At 43.8% G+C, this 20,184-nt stretch carries 13 protein-coding genes; 10 read left to right on the forward strand and 3 right to left on the reverse strand.

Going from position 1 to position 20,184, the window contains the following annotated elements; genetic code table 11:
- Positions 1 to 22: 22 nt before the first annotated feature.
- Together AM592_RS03005 and AM592_RS03010 are read left to right on the forward strand one after the other, a co-directional pair.
- Positions 23 to 418 carry a GntR family transcriptional regulator gene (locus tag AM592_RS03005; RefSeq protein WP_053602407.1) on the forward strand — a complete coding sequence of 132 codons (396 nt, stop codon included), beginning with the start codon at positions 23 to 25 and terminating at the stop codon, positions 416 to 418.
- Positions 415 to 1,287 carry an ATP-binding cassette domain-containing protein gene (locus tag AM592_RS03010; RefSeq protein WP_053602408.1) on the forward strand — a complete coding sequence of 291 codons (873 nt, stop codon included), beginning with the start codon at positions 415 to 417 and terminating at the stop codon, positions 1,285 to 1,287. Before AM592_RS03005 ends, AM592_RS03010 begins: the two co-directional genes overlap by 4 nt.
- A gap of 51 nt (positions 1,288 to 1,338) precedes the next feature.
- Here AM592_RS03010 and AM592_RS03015 read toward each other — a convergent pair whose 3' ends face one another.
- Positions 1,339 to 2,493, reverse strand: a complete 1,155-nt coding sequence (locus tag AM592_RS03015; RefSeq protein ID WP_053605960.1) for an AbrB family transcriptional regulator — start codon at positions 2,491 to 2,493, stop codon at positions 1,339 to 1,341.
- A gap of 259 nt (positions 2,494 to 2,752) precedes the next feature.
- Between AM592_RS03015 and AM592_RS03020 the strand changes: the two genes are divergently transcribed.
- Complete coding sequence (locus tag AM592_RS03020; protein ID WP_053602409.1) at positions 2,753 to 4,072, forward strand: aminotransferase class I/II-fold pyridoxal phosphate-dependent enzyme; 1,320 nt, start codon at positions 2,753 to 2,755, stop codon at positions 4,070 to 4,072.
- A 113-nt stretch (positions 4,073 to 4,185) separates the two neighbouring features.
- Complete coding sequence (locus tag AM592_RS03025) at positions 4,186 to 4,980, forward strand: SDR family oxidoreductase (RefSeq protein ID WP_053602410.1); 795 nt, start codon at positions 4,186 to 4,188, stop codon at positions 4,978 to 4,980.
- A gap of 195 nt (positions 4,981 to 5,175) precedes the next feature.
- Here the strand turns inward: AM592_RS03025 and AM592_RS03030 are convergent, their stop codons facing one another.
- Complete coding sequence (locus AM592_RS03030) at positions 5,176 to 6,042, reverse strand: NAD-dependent epimerase/dehydratase family protein (protein WP_225970323.1); 867 nt, start codon at positions 6,040 to 6,042, stop codon at positions 5,176 to 5,178.
- Between the two features lie 99 nt (positions 6,043 to 6,141).
- Here AM592_RS03030 and AM592_RS03035 point away from each other — a divergent pair, with 99 nt between their 5' ends.
- The 6 genes from AM592_RS03035 (at position 6,142) to sbcC (ending at position 19,911) form a co-directional block, all read left to right on the forward strand.
- Positions 6,142 to 6,969 (forward strand): helix-turn-helix transcriptional regulator, encoded by an 828-nt coding sequence (locus AM592_RS03035; RefSeq protein WP_053602412.1) that lies wholly within the window; start codon positions 6,142 to 6,144, stop codon positions 6,967 to 6,969.
- A 269-nt stretch (positions 6,970 to 7,238) separates the two neighbouring features.
- Positions 7,239 to 8,009 carry a C39 family peptidase gene (locus AM592_RS03040; RefSeq protein WP_053602413.1) on the forward strand — a complete coding sequence of 257 codons (771 nt, stop codon included), beginning with the start codon at positions 7,239 to 7,241 and terminating at the stop codon, positions 8,007 to 8,009.
- 151 nt (positions 8,010 to 8,160) lie between these two features.
- Positions 8,161 to 11,661, forward strand: coding sequence for a helicase-exonuclease AddAB subunit AddB (addB, locus tag AM592_RS03045; protein ID WP_053602414.1), 3,501 nt, complete (start codon positions 8,161 to 8,163; stop codon positions 11,659 to 11,661).
- Positions 11,648 to 15,325, forward strand: a complete 3,678-nt coding sequence (gene addA, locus AM592_RS03050) for a helicase-exonuclease AddAB subunit AddA (RefSeq protein ID WP_053602415.1) — start codon at positions 11,648 to 11,650, stop codon at positions 15,323 to 15,325. Before addB ends, addA begins: the two co-directional genes overlap by 14 nt.
- Positions 15,326 to 15,352: 27 nt before the next feature.
- The gene (gene sbcD, locus AM592_RS03055; RefSeq protein ID WP_053602416.1) at positions 15,353 to 16,525 is read left to right on the forward strand and encodes an exonuclease subunit SbcD; all 1,173 of its coding nucleotides are present in this window, start codon (positions 15,353 to 15,355) and stop codon (positions 16,523 to 16,525) included.
- Positions 16,522 to 19,911 carry an exonuclease subunit SbcC gene (sbcC, locus tag AM592_RS03060; protein ID WP_053602417.1) on the forward strand — a complete coding sequence of 1,130 codons (3,390 nt, stop codon included), beginning with the start codon at positions 16,522 to 16,524 and terminating at the stop codon, positions 19,909 to 19,911. The genes sbcD and sbcC overlap by 4 nt, the downstream gene beginning before the upstream one ends.
- 50 nt (positions 19,912 to 19,961) lie before the next feature.
- Here the strand turns inward: sbcC and AM592_RS03065 are convergent, their stop codons facing one another.
- A complete protein-coding gene (locus AM592_RS03065) occupies positions 19,962 to 20,180 on the reverse strand; it encodes a spore germination protein (RefSeq protein WP_053602418.1) in 219 nt (72 codons plus the stop codon).
- Positions 20,181 to 20,184: the final 4 nt, after the last annotated feature.

The following is a 20,184-nucleotide window of genomic DNA, read 5'->3' on the forward strand; positions in this document are numbered from 1 at the left end:
TGAGGGCAAGGAGCAATCATGTATGAAACTTCCAATACAAATCGAGGAAAATTCCAGAGAGCCGATTTATCATCAGATTGAAACTCAGCTAACGGCGCTCATTGTTTCCGGACATTTAAGGCCCGGAGATTCTCTGCCTTCCATAAGAACACTTGCCAAGGACTTAGCATGCAGCGTCATTACAACGCGTCGTGCCTACCAAAACCTTGAACAGAGCGGCTACATAAAAACGTCCCAAGGAAAAGGGACCTTTGTAGCTGAGATTGAAGCAGGGGAGATTGCTGAAACGAAAAAAATGACCGTCATGCAAACACTGGATCGGGCAGTCAAGGTTGCGATGCAGCACGACTATACGCTGGAAGAAATTAAAGAAATGGCAGAAGAAATCATCAGAAAATATATGGAGGAGAAAAAATGAACGGGATACTGATCAATCAGATTCAAAAAACGGTAGACAAGCACTTTTCCTTAGGGCCGATTCAAACCGAACTTCCGGCCGGCAGCGTGATTGCGTTAGCAGGTCAGAACGGTTCTGGAAAATCGACACTGCTGCAGCTTCTGGCTGGGCTAATCAAGTCCGAGCAAGGAGAAGTAATTATTTTTGGCCATAAGGCCGGCAGTTTGGAAGCGAAAAAAGATACGGCTTATCTTTCTCAAGGGATGGAGCTGTATGGTAAATTCTCTCCTTTGCAGATTGCTAATTTATACAGGCTTTCGTTTGACGATTGGTCGGAGGAATCGTTTATTGAATATATGAAAAGCTTTAAGATACCGATCAAGAAGAAGCTGGATTCTTTATCGGGGGGTATGCAAAGAAAAGCAATGCTCGGCCTGCATCTTAGCCGAAGCTCCAAGCTTTTTCTGATGGATGAACCGTATGCTGGCTTGGATTTTGAAAGCCAGACAGCTCTGGATCAGGAAATCGTGAACTATATGGAGCGCGGAGAGGGACAGACGATATTGTTTTCGACCCATTCCGGTGATGAAATGAAACGAGTCGCTGACTATATCCTGCTTATCGAAGAAGGGAAAATGCTTGGTTTTTATGAAAAGGACCAGCTTCAAGAATCCTGGAAGCGAATATGGATATCTCAACCTATCCATTCAAACGAACCGACTCCGGGCATAGTGCGGGTGGAATCAAGAGGGACAGAGCTGATAACTGAGAATCATGTTGCGACTATGGAGACTTTGAAAAACTATGGGATAGATATAGTGCATACACAGGCGATAGAGCTTAGAGAGATTTTGACAGAGCTAAGTAAAAAAACAGCTAAACAGCATTAAAAAGACAGAACTTAGAATCAGGTTCTGTCTTTTTTCTTCGTGCCGCTCCAATCATCTCGTTTTCAAGGAATGAATTTTTTTCCTTTTTACCCTCTCTGTCCTTAAATGCAGAAATCGAAACAACGGCGGGAGCATGGCAATAACCAATATAAGCCTCAAAACCTGAACAGTTACGACAAAAGTCGAATCTGCATGCAAGGCGACTGAAGTGCTGGCCATTTCAGCTATTCCGCCGGGTGAGAAGGCGAGAATAGAGGTTGTCAGTGAAATTCCTGTCACCTTGGAGACGACTAAGGCGCATAAAAGCATGGCGATAACGAAGCCGATTGAACCAGTAAAAGCAACGGTTAGCGTTTTTCGTACACCTCTGAACATTTCTTTATGAAAACGGGAGCCAATCGAAGCGCCTAAAAAAAGCTGGGAAATAACATTCATCCCCTGCGGCCACCAAGCCGTAGGCTCAAACCCGAGTGCTCCGCTGATGACTTGCGTAATAGCAACAGCGAGCATACTACCCAGCAGCCAGCGGGCAGGAATTCTAAGTTTTTTTCCTGCAAAAGCGCCTGCCCATGCAATTAAGAAAAAGCAGACCGTGATCCCAATGCCTGCTAACGAGAGTTGTCCAGTTGCTGATGCGGGAATCGCTGCTGGTGCGGCAGGTGAAGAACCACCGATGTCATGAGAGTGCAGGAAGAAAACTAAAATCGGAATCGTCAAAACGACAAGCAGCACCCGGATGGTTTGAACCAATGTGACGGTCGCTGTATTGGCGCCAACCTCCTGAGCAATTCCCGGCATCGCAGACATGCCGCCAGGAGCTGTACCGACAAAGCTTGTCAATATGTCGCTTTGACTGAATCGATACAGATACAAACCTGTAAGCAAGGCGAAAACGATGGATAAGATCAGCATGATGGTTACCGTCAGCCAGTTCTCCAAAAAAATAGAAACGACCGATCCGTTCAATTTCTGTCCGAGCTCGACCCCTAATATCAATTGGCCAAGGTTCAGCCAAAGCTTATTAACCCCTTTCCCGGCATCGGGAATTCCTGACCAAGCCGGGCGTAAAAATGAAAAAAAGCACGCTGCCATGAGAGTCCCAATCATCCATCCAATGGACATCCCCGTTAATGAGAGAAGAAAACCGCCGCATGTACAGAGAAGAATAAACCATATATCACGAAGGATCAGCTTGTTTCCTTTCAATAAAAACCCTTCTTCCTTTTCTATAAAAAATAGTTCATTTAGTAAAATAATTTCTTCTTTCACTATATTATACTTTTTATGATTGGTAAATTACGAAAATTTTTTCGAGAGTCATAATAAATTTGAATTGTGAGTTAAAATAGCTGTAAGCGAAAAGATGATTTTTTTCGGAAAAAAATCACATTTTCCCTAAAAGGCGTTTTCATATAGTGTTATACTAGAGAGCAGAATTTATCATTAGAACTTGGAGGAGATGTGCTTGCATTCATTAGCCGAGCAACTAAATAAAACCATTTATCGTGAAAACCCAAATATATTTGCCATGCTAAGCAAGCTTGGAAAGGAAATTTATTTTCCGAAAGTAGGAATTTTAAACCAATCAGCAGAAGCGAAGAAGAAGGCTTCAAAATTTAATGCGACGATAGGAATTGCGCTTGAAAACGGAGAGCCCATGCATCTGGATGTGTTTCAACAGAACTTATCCGCATATTCACCAAAAGATCTTTATCCGTATGCCCCGCCAGCAGGTAAGCCGGAACTGCGTTCGTTATGGCGGGAAAAATTGCTGGAAGAAAGCCCGTCTTTAAAAGAAAAAACGTTCAGCCTTCCTGTTGTAACCAATGCACTGACACACGGGTTAAGCATCGCAGCAGATTTGTTTGCGGATGAGGGGGATTCCGTAATTTTGCCGGATAAAAATTGGGAAAATTACGAGTTGACGTTCGGCGTCCGAAGAGGTGCTGAAATCACCTCGTACACTTTCTTTAATGAAAATGGCGGTTTTAATGCTGAGGGCCTTCGCCAAACCATTTTAAATCAAAAAGAAAAAGGAAAAGCGATTGTTTTGTTGAATTTTCCTAATAACCCGACAGGCTATACACCTAACAAGGAAGAAGCTGCGCAAATTACGGCGGCAATTGAAGAAGGTGCCAAAGAGGGAATTAAGCTCGTCGTCATTACGGATGACGCTTATTATGGCTTGTTTTTCGAAAACTCCTTGAAGGAATCGCTCTTTTCCGAATTAAGCAATATTCATCCGAATGTACTAGCATTGAAGGTTGACGGTTCAACGAAGGAAGATTATGTATGGGGATTCCGCGTAGGATTCCTTACGTTTGGAGCAGAAAGTGAAGAGCTTCTTCAAGCGTTAGAGCAAAAAACATTGGGAATCATTCGCGCGGCAACGTCAAGCGGCTCTCATCCTTCGCAGACGTTTGTGCTTGAAGCGATGAAATCGCCGGAATACAAAAAGCAAAAAGAAGAAAAATTCGAGGTAATGAAACGCAGAGCAAACAAAGTTAAAGCGCTTCTCGACAGCGGTAAATTCGAAAGTGCTTGGGAGTATTACCCGTTTAACTCAGGCTATTTTATGTGTCTGAAGCTGAAAACAGCGAATGCAGAAAAAGTCCGGACACTTCTTCTTGAAGAATACGGCATCGGAACGATCGCTTTAGGTCAATCAGATCTTCGCGTAGCTTTCTCCTGCATCGAGGAAGAAGATCTCGAAGAGCTGTATACACTGATTTATGAAGCAGCTAAGAAAGTCGAAGAGCAACAGAAGGAAGCATTGGAAAAATAAAGAGAGTGCACGTAAACGCTGGACACCTGAAAGGATGTCCGGCGTTTTTTAAGGAACCATGTTTAATTTTCAAGAAAAACGGAAAATGTACGCTAATGAAAGGTGGTTAAATGATGGAAAACTTAATGTTAAATGGAAAAGTAGCAATTGTTACAGGAGCTGGATCAGGAATTGGCGAAGCAACTGCCGTTCGTTTAGCAAAAGCGGGTGCAAAAGTAGGACTGATCGAAATTAATGAGGAAAATGCAAAGCGGGTCGAAGACAAGATCACAAATGCGAATGGCGAAGCGGTTACAGCAAAAGCTGATGTGTCTAATCCTGCTGAGTTAAAAAGCGCGATTGATTCTATCTACAGCAAATGGGGACAAATCGATACTGTATTTGCAAATGCCGGAATCAATGGAAGAATCGCGCCGATAGAGGAGCTTGAACCTGAGGATTGGGACAAAACGTTGACAACAAATTTAAAAAGTACATTTCTCACAGTGAAGTATGCACTGCCTTACATGAAAGAAAAAGGCGGAAGCATCATCATTACCAGTTCAATCAACGGAAACAGAGTATTTTCAAACTTTGGCTTTTCCGCCTACAGTACGTCTAAGGCAGGCCAGACAGCATTTGGGCAAATGGCAGCTCTTGAGCTGGCGCGCTACAAAATTCGCGTGAATATTATATGTCCCGGAGCAATCTCAACGAACATTGATAACCGTACATATCCGGACCAAGACAGTTTGGAGAAAATAAAAATCCCGGTTGAATTTCCTGAAGGAGACAAGCCGCTTCGAGGCAAAAGCGGTGAACCTGAACAGGTTGCTGATTTGGTGCATTTCCTTGCATCCGATGCCTCCAATCATATCACCGGCACACGGATGTATATTGATGGCGCTGAATCGCTTATAAGAGGTTAGGGAGAAGGCAACGCTTTTTATGGCGTTGTCTTTTTATTATTTTCTTGAGTAGCACCTCTAAGAATCTCCATCATTGCCACCTTCACCCTGCTGTTCCTCTCGCAGGATTGTTTATTACTTACTGGATCTTTTAGGTAACTTAGGTGCATGATATGAACCTGAAAAAGCCCCGATAAAGGGCTTAAGGTGGAACTTTTATAATGCTCCTGCCTCCCTTGCCGTGTAGAACGAGGGGAAGATCGGACGATAGTTTAATTCATCCCTTATGCGCGTAGTATCCACGATCATATCCCATGGATTAAGCCCTTGTTGCAAGGTTTCCTCCGATTCTTGATGAGGCAACCCGTTGAGCTGAAACAACTCTGCGACCGTTATAGGGGAGTCATCAGCAACATTATAAATATGGCCATCAATGTCCGGTGTGAAGGCGGCAAGCAACAGTGCTTGTCCTACATCCGCATGGTGCACCATATGAAGCCGTTTAGCAGGATTCCATTTGCTCATGATCGGCAGAAATTCGGAAACATGGGGATCACCCTCACCATAGACAAAAGCAAACCGTACGATGCGAAGTCCTAATCCCTGCTCAAGATGGAGCCTAAGCAAATTTTCTTCAGCTGCCGCTTTCGATTGCGGATAAGGGAACGCAGGTCGCAGCTCATCATCTTCACGGCTCGGTCTGCTATGATTACTTGCACCATACACTAAATTCGTGCTGGCAAACACAAACCTTGGAACGTTTGCCTTCAGGGCAGCTTCCGCTAAAGAAATGCTGGCATCGATGTTTGATATTCTCGCAGTTGCTTCATCTACTCCACGAAATTGTGCTGCCAGGTGTACCACGGTATCAATGTCTTGCAACGCGTTAGCGAGATTTTCTGTTTGCAGTAGGTCACCTTCTAAAACCTCGACCCCTTTCTGTTGAAACGAATCCGCCTTCGCAGGATCACGAACCAAAATTTTAACGTTATGACCACGTTGAAGCAAACGTGGTATAAATCGGCTACCTATTTTTCCTGTTGCCCCAGTTACGAAAACATTCATTCTCAATGACCTCCTCATATTGTCAGTGCTATACTAGTAGTATTACAGATGGTGGAATCAACTGCCCTCCCGTGTTTATCGTACGATTGGCAGTGTCAGGGTAAGGGGGACTAGTCTATGAAAGAGATTTCTTCCAACGTATCGCTTGGTGAATTTTTGCGGGCGCGTCGAGAACGCCTTACCCCGGAAGATGTGGGGTTACCGTCATATGGTCGACGTCGAACGCCTGGTCTTCGTCGTGAAGAGGTGGCACAACTCGCCTATATAGGTACTTCCTGGTATACCTCATTAGAACAAGGCAGAGAAGTAAATCCATCCGAACAGGTGCTGGATAGTTTAGCAGAAGCGTTGCAATTGTCTGTAGATGAGTGCCGCCATCTCCACATGTTGGCAAGGCAAATTGATCTGAAGAAAGATGAAGCGACTCAAGAGGTGAGTACCGGTTTGGAGCAAACGGTGCTAGCTCTTGAACCTAACCCTGCTTTTGTATTGGGGAGAAGTTGGGATTTGTTGATATGGAATAAAGCGGCGGAGTTTGTTTTTCGCCTACCTGCATTCTCTAAGGAAATGGAGCAGCAGCCCAATTGGTTAAGACGGTTTTTGACGGATCCATTGCTTCAAATGGACAACATGGATTGGGAAGCAAAAGCGCATATCATGATTGCACGATTTCGTGCAGATTATGCGTACTTCCATCATGACGCAAGGTTTAAGGAGCTAATAGAGGAATTTATGGAGATAAGTGAACTATTCCGTTCTTGTTGGCCGCGGCATGACGTAAAAATCGTCACCGATTGCCACAAGCGATGGAGTCACCCCTTGATCGGGGAGATGGAGTTTGAGCATGTGACCTTACAGCAACCAAACAATCCGGCGCTAAAGATCATGATTTATACCGCATCATCATCAACTGCGGAGCGTTTGAAGAGTTTGCTGGGAACTTAAGAAAAGTTTTGCTTCCAGGAACAGCGCCAATCACATAATAGGGGTCAAATCTCTCAGTTGCTTAGTAAATTACGGGATCATTAGTTCAGAAAGAAGAAAGGATCCCTTCTTCTTTCTGAACTAAAAGCTAAAGTTGGATAACGGATTTAGTAAAGAACTTTTTTGTTACATATTTTTTGGTAAACCATGCACTAGACAATTCTTTCGCTTTTCACTTCTTCTTCTGCTAAACTAAACGAAAAAATCAAATAAAGGGGCAATTTCAGTTCATGATACGCAAAGCCATCTTTACATTTATCCTTGTATTTGTATTAGCTGCCTTTCTTTTTATTGGTTTTGATAATGACAATGAAGCTGAGGGGAATAATGTAGATTTAAAAGAAGACGAAATCAACAGTGTAGAGGATCAAGAAAAACAAGAACCAAAAATCGTCCAGGAATCAGACCCGGTAAAGAACGAAGTCAAGCCTAAAAATGTCCCGCTGATTAATCAATTGGATAACCCGAGACTCTATAATGGCTGTGAGATCACAAGCTTGGCAATGCTGCTTCAATATAACGGGTTTGATGTGACAAAAAATGAGCTGGCGGACAAAGTAAAAAAGGTTCCCTTAAATTATGAGAATGGCCTAAAAGGTGATCCGAATGAAGGATTTGTCGGCAATATGGAGGATGGACCAGGGCTTGGCGTGTATCACGAACCGGTCTATGAGCTAGCCCGTTCATATGCAGGAAACCGAGTAACAGATTTGTCCGGACGAGATCTAAACGAAATGTACAAAGAGTTAAGCAAGGGAAATCCTGTCTGGGTGATTACGACCGCGGACTTTACACAAGTAGATGACATCGAGCAATGGGAGACTCCGAATGGAAAAGTGGAGATTACCTATAGCGTTCACAGCGTAGTCGTAACAGGGTATAATAAAAAACGTGTGTTTGTCAACGATCCGTATGGCTATAAAAATCGCAAAGTTGACAGAGCGCCGTTTGAAAAATCACTTAATCAGCTTGGAAAACAAATGATGGTTATTCACCAATAAGAAAGAACTTTAGTGCAGCCAGTGGATTTCCGTACTGCACTTTTTTATTTTATTTACATCTAAAACGGCATTTTCTTCAGGTAGTCAAGTCGAATAACTTTAGATAAAATATGGATAGATCATAAAGAGAAAGCGAAGGGAGTCTTACAGTTTGAAAGTAGAGTTTTTAGTAGGCCGATCGGGGAGTGGGAAAACGACCGCCATCTTAAACAGCATAAGGGATCAACTTCGAGAAGACCCCCTTGGTAAGCCAATCATTTTTTTAGTCCCGGATCAAATGACATTTTTAATGGAATATGAGCTTGCTAAAACAGAAGAGCTTGGCGGGATGATCAGAGCACAAGTTTACAGCTTTTCAAGGCTTGCTTGGAGAATTCTCCAGCAGGAAGGCGGCATGGGCAGGCAATTTTTAGGCACAACAGGTGTACAAATGCTGCTCAGAAAGCTGATCGAAGAGCATAAGCATGAATTTAAGGTCTATCAAAAAGCAAGTGATAAATCAGGATTTATTAAACAAGCTGCGGCAATGATTACAGAATTTAAGCAGTATGCGCTTTCTCCTGCCGATCTGCGTCAGGTGATGGAAGGAAGCAGCAATTCTCATTTTGGAGAGGAACGGGTTCTCGCAGATAAGCTTCATGACCTCTATCTGCTCTATCAAAAGCTGGAAACTACTCTTGAAGGGCATTATTTGGATTCGGAGGATTATTTAAATTTACTGTCAGAAAAAATACCTTATTCGGAAGAAATAAAACAGGCTCATGTGTACGTGGATGGGTTTCATCAATTTACAGCCCAAGAGTACCGCATTCTTGAGCAGCTGATGATCTACAGTGAAGGGGTAACAATCAGCTTGACAGCAGATCGTCCATTTACCCAGCACCTTCCCTATGAGCTGCACTTGTTTCGCATGACGGGAAAAACCTTTCACAAACTGTATCAAAAGGCGAAGGAACTGAATGTTGAACCGGAGATTGTTCCGTTTTCAGAAACGAAAAGGCAACTTGCAAGTCCGGAGCTTGCCCATTTGGAAAAGACATTCGAAGCTCGACCGACGATCCCTTATGGTGACGCGGCTGATGGCCTTACAATTCTAGAGGCTTCCAACAAACGGACGGAAATCGAAGGAATCGCGCGTGAAATTCATTCCCTTGTGAGAAAAGGAGAATACCGTTATAAAGATATTTCGATTTTGACAAGAAATACTGCGGATTACAAAGAAACGATCCAAGAGGTATTCAAAGATTACGGGCTTCCCTTTTTCATAGATGGAAAAGAACCAATGCAAAATCACCCTCTAATTGAGCTTCTGCGCTCAACAATGGATATGATTACAGGGAATTGGAGGTACGAGGCTGTTTTCAGATGCGTTAAAACTGAGCTTCTCTATCCTTTGAAAGGAAACAAACAGAAAATTAGAGAGCAAATTGATCAATTGGAGAATTACTGTATTTCTTATGGAATCAAAGGGGACCAATGGACAAACAATAAACGATTTCAATATCGCCGCTATTCATCTCTGGATGACCAATTTCCTTTAACCGACCAGGAAGTGGAGATGGAGACCATGCTGAATGAGTTGAGGGAATGGATTTCAGCTCCAGTATACTCTTTGCAGAAGCGCCTGAAGAAAGCAAAATCCGTCAGAGAGATGGGTGTTGCGTTTTATACGTATTTAGAAGAGATTCAAATCCCGGAAAAGCTTGATTTGCTAAGGCAGGAAGCAGAGGATAAAGGACAGGTCATTGAAGCGAGACAGCACGATCAGGTTTGGAATGCGGTTGTTCAAATGCTGGAAGAGTTTGTTGAAATGATGGGTGATACGAACATCTCGATCCAGCTCTTTCAGCAGATGATTGAAACCGGTGTGGAGTCGTTAAGCTACGCGCTTGTCCCGCCTGCTCTCGATCAAATATTTATCGGAAATATGGATATATCAAGAATGTACGGTACGAAATGTACGTTTATCATAGGGGCAAATGACGGCGTACTTCCAGCTAATCCTTCAGACGACAGTGTACTTTCTGAGGACGATAGGGATTGGCTCGTAAGAAACGGCATCGAGCTCTCACCATCGGGAAGAGAGCGCCTGCTGGATGAAAATTTTCTTATTTATTTGGCGATGGCAAGCGCGTCTTCAAAACTATATCTTTCCTATCCGATCGCAGATGCTGAGGGGAAGGCGATGCTTCCGTCTCCTGTTATAAAAAGAGTGGAAGAATGGTTTCCTTTGCATCAAAAAAAGCTGCTCATTAACGAGCCCGAACAGTATTCAGATGAGGCACAGCTTGATTTTATCGTAAATAAGCATGTTGCATTGTCGTATTTGGCATCGCAGCTGCGGCTTTGGAAAAGCAAATATCCTATCAGCGATGTCTGGTGGAGTACGTACAATTTTCTTATGAATGAGCCGGAAAAGCTGTTTACAAAAAGGATTTTGTCCAGCCTTTTTTATAAAAATGAAGTTCGCAAGCTGGAAAAGCAGGTGAGCCAGGATTTATACGGGGAGACATTACAAGGCAGCGTATCACGAATGGAACGATTTAATTCATGCGCATTTTCCCATTTTGCCTCGCACGGACTCGGTTTGAAGGACAGACAGTTTTATAAGCTTGAGGCGCCTGATATCGGCCAGCTCTTTCATTCAGCGTTAAAGCTGATTTCGGACCGGTTGCACGAGCTCCGGATCAATTGGAGTGATGTGACAAAAAAAGAGAGCGCCACTTTGTCTCATGAAGCAGTGAATCACCTTGCTCCACGTCTGCAAAAAGAGATTTTGCTGAGCAGCAGCCGCTATCAGTATATGAAAGAGAAACTCGAAAAAATTATCGCAAGGGTAGTCAGCATCTTAAGTGAGCACGCCAAAGCCAGCGGGTTCGCTCCGGCAGGTCTCGAGCTTGATTTTGGAAAAAAAGGACCGCTTCCTCCGATGCGTTTTCAGCTGAAAAGCGGCCAAACGATGGAACTAACCGGAAGAATTGACCGAATCGATCAAGCTGAAAACAATGGACGCCTTCTCCTTCGAATTGTTGATTATAAGTCAAGCAGCAGAGGCCTCGATCTATCTGAGGTGTATTATGGAATTGCTTTGCAAATGCTGACCTATCTAGATATGTCAGTCACGTATTCCAAGGAATGGCTCGGGACTGAGGCTGTACCTGCGGGAGTGCTTTATTTTCATATTCATGATCCTTTAATCCAATCGGATGTTCCGCTTGGGTTTGATGAAATTGAAAAAGCAATCTATAAGCAATTCAAGATGAAGGGGTATCTTCTAGACGACCGCGATGCAATTCGGCTCATGGATCAATCGTTAACGGAAGGGCGTTCAGAAATCGTTCAAGCCGGTTTTAAAAAAGATGGAAGCCTTCGATCAGATTCAACTGTGGTCAATGAAGAACAGTTTCGCAATTTAAGGCGTCATATCCGAAAAACGTTCCAAACAGCCGGTGAGGAAATCATGGATGGAAAGATCGCGATTGAGCCGTATAAAATAAAAGATAAAATGCCTTGTACATATTGTTCCTATCGATCGGTTTGCCAATTCGATGAATCGTTGGAGGAAAATCAGTACAGGCTGTTAGCTTCTGAAAAAGATGATGTTATTCTAGAAAAGCTGAAAATGGAGGATCAAGAAGATGAGGAAGCCTGAAGGAAGCCAGTGGACAGACGATCAATGGAAGGCGATTGTATCCAGCGGCCAGGACACATTGGTAGCGGCAGCAGCAGGCTCGGGAAAGACGGCGGTTCTCGTTGAACGGATGATTACCAAGATGATTTCACGTAACAACCCGGTCGATGTTGACAGGCTGCTGGTGGTTACATTTACAAATGCGTCAGCTGCGGAAATGAAAAATAGAATAGCTGAAGCACTGGAAAAAGAGCTGAAGAAGGCTCCCAGCTCACTTCACTTAAGACGGCAGCTTTCGCTGATTAATCGTGCCAGTATCTCTACACTTCATTCGTTTTGCCTGCAGGTTTTGCGCAAATATTATTATTTAATAGATTTGGACCCCGGCTTTCGAATTGCTGATCAAACCGAGGGAGAGCTGGTTGGCGACGAAGTGCTGGAAGACGTATTTGAAGAAGAGTATGCAGCTGCCGATCCAGGTTTTTTTGACCTTGTAGACCGGTACACCGGGGATAGAACGGATGTCGATCTGCAGCTGTTGGTAAAAAAGCTCTATGAATTTTCCAGGTCTCATCCTGACCCGAATGGATGGCTCGATCGTCTCGTTGATCTGTATAACGCGGATCAAGATGGCAAGGTTGAAAACATGCCGTTTTATAGGGTGATACAGGAGGATATTCAAATGGTTTTAAAGGGCTGCCGTCAGGAGCTGCTTCGTGCCTTGGAAATCGCTTCGCAGCCAGGCGGACCTTCTCCGCGTGCAGAAAATTTCCGCGATGATCTCGCTCAAGTGGAGGAACTTCTAACGTACAGCGGCGATTTTTGTGCGCTTTTTGACCGAGTTCAGAAGGTCACTTTTAAAAGGGCAAAGCCTTGTAAGGGAGACGACTTTCTTCCCGAACTGCTGGAAGAAGCTACGAATATCCGAAATCAAGTAAAAAAACAAATTGATAAAGTGAAAAAAGATTATTTCACGCGTGCTCCGGATCTGCAGGTAAAGGATTTAAATGAAATGAAGCCTGTGATTCATAGACTTGTCGAGCTTGTAAAAACGTATAGTGAGAGATTTGAATCCGCAAAAAAAGAAAAAGGGTTAGTCGATTTTTCAGATTTGGAGCATTTGTGTCTTGCCATTTTAACAGAAACAGATCAAACGGGTAAAAAATTTCCAAGTGCAGCGGCGAGATTCTATCGTGAACAGTTTGAGGAAGTGCTGGTCGATGAATATCAGGACACGAACCTTGTACAGGAAGCCATTTTATCGCTTGTTTCAAATGAGGAAGAAGCTGCAGGCAACCTTTTCATGGTCGGAGATGTGAAACAGTCGATTTATAGATTCAGGCTGGCTGAGCCTTTTTTGTTTTTATCGAAATATAAACGGTTTACGGTTGCGGGTAAAACTTCTGGAATGAAAATTGATCTTAACCAAAACTTCAGGAGCAGAAAGGAAGTGCTCTCTAGCACAAACTTTCTCTTCAAGCAGTTGATGGGCGAAAAGGTTGGGGAAATCGAGTATGACATCGATGCCGAACTTAAGGAAGGTGCCCATTATCCGGAACTGGAAGGCTGTGAAACCGAGCTCCTATTAATCGACCGCTCCAACGGTGGAGAAGAAAATGAGGATCAGGAGAGTTTTGAGACGGTTCAGCTTGAAGCTAGGGCAATGGCGAAAAAGATACGCGAGCTTATTGATGAGCGATTTCAAATTTATGATCGAAAACGAAATATGACGAGAAACATCGAGTATCGTGATGTCGTCATCCTGCTCAGGTCGATGCCGTGGGCACCGGCGATTATGGACGAGTTCAAGCAGCAGGGGATTCCTGTTTACGCCAATTTAAGTTCGGGATATTTTGATGCGACGGAAATTGCGATAATGATGTCCGTTCTAACTGTGATCGATAATCCGTATCAGGACATTCCCTTAGCCTCTGTGTTAAGATCCCCTGTCGTTTCACTTGATGAAAATGAACTTGCCCGAATTAGGATACATCTAAAGAAAGAGCCATTTTATTCTGCAGTCAAGGAATTTTTAGAGGCTGTGCCTGCCGATGATTCGACCTTTAAAAAACTTGACTCTTTTTACAGACTTCTGCAAAAATGGCGGGATTTCTCAAAAAATCATTCGGTTGCCGAGCTGATATGGGAGATTTTCAGGGATACGAACTACTTGGACTACGTAGGAGGAATGCCGGGCGGCAAGCAAAGGCAGGCAAACTTAAGAGCTTTATATGAGCGGGCAAAGCAATATGAAGCGACTTCGTTTCGCGGCTTGTTTCGATTCTTGAGGTTTATCGAACGAATGCAGGATCGCGGAGATGATCTTGGAACGGCGAGAGCCATTAGTGAACAGGAGGATGTCGTCAGGCTGATGACGATTCATTCGAGTAAAGGCTTAGAATTTCCTGTCGTTTTTGTTGCAGGGATCAACAGGAACTTTAATATGATGGATTTAAATCAGCCATACCTGCTGGATAAAGAGCTTGGATTCGGCTCGAAATTTATCCATCCAAAATATCGTGTCAGCTACCCGACTCTCGCGTTAACCGCAATGAAGAAAAAAATGCGCAGAGAAATGCTCTCTGAGGAATTACGCGTCTTATACGTAGCACTGACACGGGCCAAGGAAAAATTATATTTGATTGGTACGTGTAAAGATCAAGAGAAATCTGTAAGCATGTGGATGCGATCTGCGAATCATAAGGATTGGCTGCTGCCCGATTTTGAGCGCTACCAAGCCAAGAGCTATCTGGATTTTATCGGTCCGGCGCTTATTCGCCATCGGGACGCTGCATGTTTTCATCATATAATGAATGTTACAAACGAAGAGATCTATCGGCACTCATCACGTTTTTCAATCAACGTCATACCGTCTTCGGAGCTCCAAGCCGCCGAATTTTCTCTTAATGAAGAAACAAATATAACGTTTTTGTCTTCCATTCAGGAGGGACAGCCGGTTGATGCCGGTTTTGACTTTAAAGAAGAAACGAAAGAAAGGCTCCAGTGGACGTATCCTCAAGAAGCATTCACGACGATCCGTACGAAACAAACTGTTTCAGAGATTAAAAGACAGAAAGAATTCGAGGATGAATATGGGGAACGGATTCTATTTCCGCAGACGAAAGAAATGCTGTTTCAACGACCGTCATTCATGATGAAAAAAGGTTTGAATGCTGCGGAAAAAGGAACAGCAATGCACACTGTTATGCAGCATATTCCGCTCGATTCCGCACCTGATGAAAAGCAATTGAAAGAACTTACTCGCTTGCTCGTTGAAAAAGAGCATTTGACAGAGGAACAGTGCTCCGTTATCCAATTCGAAGAGATTCTGAGCTTTTTTTCTACTGAAATTGCCAAGAGATTGCTGGGATCCAATTGGGTCAAGCGTGAGGTGCCTTTCAGTATGTCATTGCCTGCTGCGGATCACAGTGACGAAATCGTCCTTGTTCAAGGAGTGATTGACTGCCTATTTGAAACAGAGGAAGGGCTGTTTTTGCTCGATTATAAAACAGACCGGATATATGGCAAGTATAAAGAAGGATTCAAAACAGCAGAGCCGATTCTTACCAAACGATACGAAACGCAAATTGAGCTTTATTCAAAGGCGGTCGAGCAAATTACTAAGAGAAAGCTTTCTGGACAAGCTTTGTACTTTTTTGACGGCGGCCATGTCATCTGGTACTAAAAAATCTAGGAGAAAGGAGAGTGCTTCGTGAGAATATTGCACACCGCTGATTGGCATCTTGGCAAAACGCTTGAAGGCAGGAGCCGGCTGCCGGAACAGGAAGCGTTTTTAGATGAACTGAAACAAATTGTAAATGAAGAAAAAATTGATGCAGTGATCATGGCAGGTGATGCGTTTGATACGGTTAATCCTCCATCTTCAGCAGAAAAGCTTTTTTATGAGAGCTTGTCATCTTTAGCTGACAAAGGAAGGAGGCCTGTTGTCGTCATCGCGGGAAATCATGATCATCCCGACCGGCTTCAAGCTGCATCTCCTTTAACCGACGGGCAGCCTATTTATTTGGCGGGCTTCCCGACAACAGGCGTGATAGATATTCCGATCAAGCAATCAGGAGAGGTTCTTGCTGTCTCGCCGCTTGCCTATCCATCAGAGGCCAGGCTGAATGAAGTCCTGGCTGACGATTTCGATGAAGCTTTGCTTCGGGACCATTACAATGAAAAAATCAAACAGGCTTATCACGAAATTTCCAAATCATTTAAGAAAGAAGCTGTAAATATTGCCGTCAGCCACTTGTATGTAGCCGGAGGAAGCCAGTCCGATTCCGAGCGTCCGATAGAAGTCGGAGGTGCTTATACTGTCGCAGCAGAAAGCCTTCCAGCAGCCGCTGACTACGTTGCACTAGGACACCTGCATCGACCGCAAACGATTAAACGGGCGAGTACACTGGCGCGGTATTCAGGCTCACCCCTTGCGTATAGCTTTTCAGAGGCGGGCTACGCAAAATCGGTGACAATTATTGATGCAAAGGCTGGTGAAAAAGCAGCTTTCAAGGAAATTTTCTTATCGAGCGGAAAACCGCTTGTGAAGTGGCAGGCACGGGAAGGGCTGAACCAGGTATACAGCTGGATTGAGGAAGGGAAAGACAAAAACGCGTGGATTGACCTTGAAGTTTATGCTTCAGATCAACTCTCCATAGAAGAAATTCATCGCTTGAGAAAGCTGAACCCCGGCTTTATTCATATTAGGCCGATTTATGAGGAACGCGCAACTTCTCGTGATTCAATACATACGAAGCAGCTGCCGATTGATGAGATGTTCGTTAAATTTTATGAACGGCAAACAGGCGGAGCTCTTCCCGATGATGAAATGATCAAGCTCTTTTTGGAGCTATCTTCAGGACAGGAGGGCAATCTGGAATGAAGCCTATTAAACTCGCAATAAAAGGTCTTCACAGCTTCAGGGAAGAACAATTGATAGACTTTGACAGGCTGTGCGGAAGCGGGGTGTTTGGCATATTCGGCCCGACCGGAAGCGGAAAGTCCTCGATATTGGATGCAATGACCCTGGCTTTATACGGAAAGGTCGAGCGCGCATCAAACAATACGCACGGAATATTAAATCATGCGGAAGACCAGCTGTCCGTCTCGTTTACATTTACGCTCCAATCGAGCTCGGAGATTTCATATAAGGTAGAACGTGTATTTAAAAGGGTCGATGATACAAAAGTGAAAACGTCTCTTTGCCGATTGATAGAAATTGCTTCAGAACAAACGGTCATTGCTGATAAAGCCAGTGAAGTGAATCGCCAAGTGGAAAGCCTCCTTGGATTAACAATTGATGATTTCACAAGAGCCGTCGTACTTCCTCAAGGCAAGTTTGCCGAATTTCTTTCTTTAAAAGGAGCGGACAGAAGACAAATGCTCCAGCGCCTTTTTAATCTGGAGCAATACGGCGACAGATTCATGCAAGCTTTACGTACGAGGGCTGCCGAAGCCCAATCGAAAAAAAACGAAATGATGGCGGAGCTGACCGGACTAGGCGATGCGAGTAGTGAGAAGCTCGAGCTGGCTGAAACAAATTTAGCACAGGCAGAAGAGAATCTTCTTAAACGTAAGCTTGAACGAGAAGAAGCTGCAGCTCACCACCTCAAAACTCAAGAACTTTGGGTGCTTCAAAAAGATCGTGACAGCTACTTGGCAGAACAAAAAAAATTACATGAAAATCAAAAAAACATCGAGAGCAAAAAAGAGAAGCTTGCTCTCTCACAAACCGCTGAAGCTTTAAAGCCATACGCTGATGCCAGCCTTGATTCGCAAAAGAAATGTGATGAAGCAAGCAAGCGCATGCAAGAAGCTGAACGTATCTATGAAAAAAGAAAAAAAGAATATACAGGTTCTCAGCAGGAAGAGGAGGCTTTTTTTAGCTATAAGCGAAAGACAGAGCCAGAACTTCTTCAAAAAAGAGAAAAGCTTGTGCATGCCATACAGGTGGAACAGGCACTTTCAGAAGAAAAACAAAAGGAAAAAACGCTAGAAACGGCAAGACAGCAAAAGGATAAAGAGATTAGCGAAATGCAGGCTCAATTAGAAAAAGAAACCTCACTTTTCGATCGGGCACAAAAAAAGCAAAACGATTTAAAAAACGAGTTGACTTCATACGCTGTATCAAGTGAGGAACGAAAACAATGCCAGGAGGCCGGTCAGTTTGCCTATCAAATGGACAGAATCACTGAGCAGTATGACCAAGAGCTAAAACGCAAACTTGAAGCAGATGAAGCGATAAAGAAAACACAGCGCTTCGCTGATGAGGCTTCAAAAAACAAGAAGTCGCTTGAGGAAAACATTCAACAGGCGTTTGGCACCTTGCTTGAGCTTTATGAAATAACTTGTGATTCTGAAAGAACACTAACCCATACTGTTCATGAAGCACAGCATCAGCTCCGTCAATTATCGGAACGGCGTGAGGAAGCCAAAATGGAAGCATTTGCTGATGAGCTGAGAAAAAAGCTGAAAGATGGTGAAGCCTGTCCCGTTTGCGGCTCGATTCATCATGATCAAAGGCTGGAGCACCACGCGGCTTCCTCAGACTATCCTTTTGAAGAAGAAATGGCGGGATTGGAGAAGGTGATCTCAAGCGCAAAGCCTTTATCCGATGAATTTTTATCAACAAAAATCAAGCTGGAGGAGCAAGCTGACTATCTTCTGCGTGAAGCGCCCTTCGTAAAAAACACGGAAAGCAATGCGCAAGAAGCTGCCGCCGCAATGGAAAGAGCCCCTTCTCTCGAGCAGCTGGAGGAGATGGAGTGGGATTGGAGAAAGCTGAAGCAGGATATTCAAGAATCGAAAGATAAAACGGCTCGTTTGCTGAAAAAATATAAAGAAACGGCTAAAAAGGAGGAGCAGCTTCTAGAAAAACTCGAATTTGAAGCAAAGGAAAGCGAGCGAATTGGCAATCAAGCATCTGAACTAAAAGCTTCAATCGATCAAGCGCACAGCGAGTTTTCCGGTCGTTTTAAGGGAATCGAAGTTTCTAAGGCTGCTGAATGGCAAAAGGCCATCGACGAAAAGGATAAAGCATCTGAAGCGCTTTCCAAGCGGATTGAAACGAGCGTTACGTTTCTTCAGGAAAAGGAAGAGACACGTACACAACGTTCCGACCGAATTCAATTGCTGGAGCGAGAAAAATGGGATGTTCACTATTCCTTGGAGCATTTACAAAAGTCGATCGCAGAAAAACAACAGAAGTTATCTGCTTTTTCCCAAGCGACAGGACTTCAACAGCAGCTTGACAATGTCTCTGCGGAACTGGATCATATCACTGAAAAAGAAAGAAAACTGACTGAACAAAAAAGCTCGCTTCTCGGCGGTCTCACTCAGTCGGAAGCTGATTATAAAAGCAGTCAGTCCTTTCTTGAGGACGCAAGGAAAGGTAAGCTAAAAGCAGAAGAAGCATGGAAGGAGAAAACAGCAGGAACTCCGTTTTCTGATTGGCAGGAAATCAATGAGCATTTACTTTCTCATGAAGATATGTCTATTTTGAAAAAAGAAGTTGAAGCTTTTGAGGATCAAGTAAAGCAATGTAATGCAAATCTGAAAAGAGTGGAAGGGCTGCTTCAAGGACGATGCCTAACTGAAGATGAATGGAAAAAAACGGTGGATGCGAAAAAGGAAGCAGACGATGCCTATGATTCGGCAATGGAAGAGCGTGGTGCTTTCCACAAAATTTTGATCGAGCTGAAGGTCCGCCATGAGCGATATTCAACCTTGGAAAACCAACTGAACAAACTTCAAGTGGACATTGACAGACTCAGTAAATTGCAGACAGTCTTTAAAGGCAACAGCTTTGTCGAATTTTTGGCGGAGAAACAGCTGGAAAGCGTCAGCCGGGATGCATCCGCGCGTCTTAGCAATCTGACAAGGCAAAGGTATGCGATAGAAGTCGATTCAGAAGGCGGCTTTGTCATGAGAGATGATGCGAACGGAGGCTTTAAGCGGCCAGTATCGAGTTTGTCAGGCGGTGAAACATTTTTAACTTCACTGGCATTGGCCTTGTCATTGTCTGCCCAAATTCAGCTGAGAGGAGAGTATCCGTTACAATTCTTCTTCTTGGATGAGGGATTTGGAACGTTAGATCAGGAGCTGTTGGATACAGTAATCTCCGCCCTGGAAAAACTTCAATCGGATAATCTCTCTGTCGGAGTGATCAGTCACGTGCAGGAGCTCAGGGAAAGGCTTCATCGAAAGCTTGTCGTTCACCCATCCGAACCTGGCGGCAAAGGAACTGCGGTTGTAATAGAAATATCATAATAAATTAATCAAAAGAAAAAAGCAGTTTCTCATTTTTACGAGAAGCTGCTTTACCCATTTCCTACCATGTTTTGGTCGTTGACATCCGGATCAATATAGTTTGTTGCATTAATGCCATTATTAACAATCAGGAAATCTCCTGTATTTCCTGCTCCGGCACCACTCGCGGTTTTAGAAGAGCTTTTTGGTGAGAGATAAAAGGAGTCTCCAAAGTTTACGACACCGCCTGAAATTGAATTGATGCTAATTGGTCCGACAATCGCTGGCATATCC

This window comes from Bacillus gobiensis (assembly GCF_001278705.1).
Taxonomy (GTDB): domain Bacteria; phylum Bacillota; class Bacilli; order Bacillales; family Bacillaceae; genus Bacillus; species Bacillus gobiensis.

Coding starts and splice junctions, on each gene's coding strand:
- AM592_RS03005 (WP_053602407.1), top strand. CDS start 23: ATGAAACTTCCAATACAAATCGAGGAAAATTCCAGAGAGCCGATTTAT.
- AM592_RS03010 (WP_053602408.1), top strand. CDS start 415: ATGAACGGGATACTGATCAATCAGATTCAAAAAACGGTAGACAAGCAC.
- AM592_RS03025 (WP_053602410.1), top strand. CDS start 4,186: ATGGAAAACTTAATGTTAAATGGAAAAGTAGCAATTGTTACAGGAGCT.
- AM592_RS03030 (WP_225970323.1), bottom strand. CDS start 6,042: ATGAGGAGGTCATTGAGAATGAATGTTTTCGTAACTGGGGCAACAGGA.
- AM592_RS03035 (WP_053602412.1), top strand. CDS start 6,142: ATGAAAGAGATTTCTTCCAACGTATCGCTTGGTGAATTTTTGCGGGCG.
- AM592_RS03040 (WP_053602413.1), top strand. CDS start 7,239: ATGATACGCAAAGCCATCTTTACATTTATCCTTGTATTTGTATTAGCT.
- addA (WP_053602415.1), top strand. CDS start 11,648: ATGAGGAAGCCTGAAGGAAGCCAGTGGACAGACGATCAATGGAAGGCG.
- sbcC (WP_053602417.1), top strand. CDS start 16,522: ATGAAGCCTATTAAACTCGCAATAAAAGGTCTTCACAGCTTCAGGGAA.
- AM592_RS03065 (WP_053602418.1), bottom strand. CDS start 20,180: ATGCCAGCGATTGTCGGACCAATTAGCATCAATTCAATTTCAGGCGGT.